The sequence below is a fragment of the Methylocucumis oryzae genome (genome assembly GCF_000963695.1).
GTDB lineage: Bacteria > Pseudomonadota > Gammaproteobacteria > Methylococcales > Methylomonadaceae > Methylovulum > Methylovulum oryzae.
The window spans coordinates 1-538 of the sequence record NZ_LAJX01000378.1; the positions used below are offsets into that span (position 1 = coordinate 1).

Here is a 538-nt window from a genome sequence, read left to right on the forward strand (position 1 = left end):
GTCCCACAAATAGGCTTTGCGCGTCTTGCCGGTGCCGGGTTCTAGCTGCGACACCGGCGTTTCGTCGGCCAGCAAGGTGTTGCCTTGCAATAAATGCCACTTTAATCGCTCCGCCAACGGTTTTAGCGCTACCCCGACACGACCCACCCATTCCGCCAGCGTTGACCGGGCAAGGTTAACGCCTTCGCGCGCGGCGATTTGTTCTAATCGGTATAGCGGCAAATGGTCTTGGTATTTATTGATGATCAGCCAGACTAACAGACCCACGGCGGCCATACCGCCATCGATCACCGCCGGTGGAATCGGCGCCGCAGTGACGGTTTCGCAAGCACGGCAAGCATATTGGGGGCGAATGTGGCGATGCACGAAAAACTTAGCGGGCTCAACATCCAGTTGCTCAGTGACATCTTCGCCGATTTTGACCAAGTCTTTGCCGCATTGACCGCAGGTGCAGGATTCCGGTTCGTGACGGTGTTCGATACGCGGCAAATGCTCGGGTAAGGATTGACGACCCGCACGCGGACGTTTGGGTTTCGCC

Annotated in this window: 1 protein-coding gene; it reads right to left on the reverse strand. The window is 57.2% G+C overall.

Features of this window, described 5'->3' with window-relative positions; genetic code table 11:
* Positions 1-538 (reverse strand): IS66 family transposase (tnpC, locus tag VZ94_RS21785; RefSeq protein WP_045780857.1); only part of this gene is annotated, 538 nt, incomplete at both ends.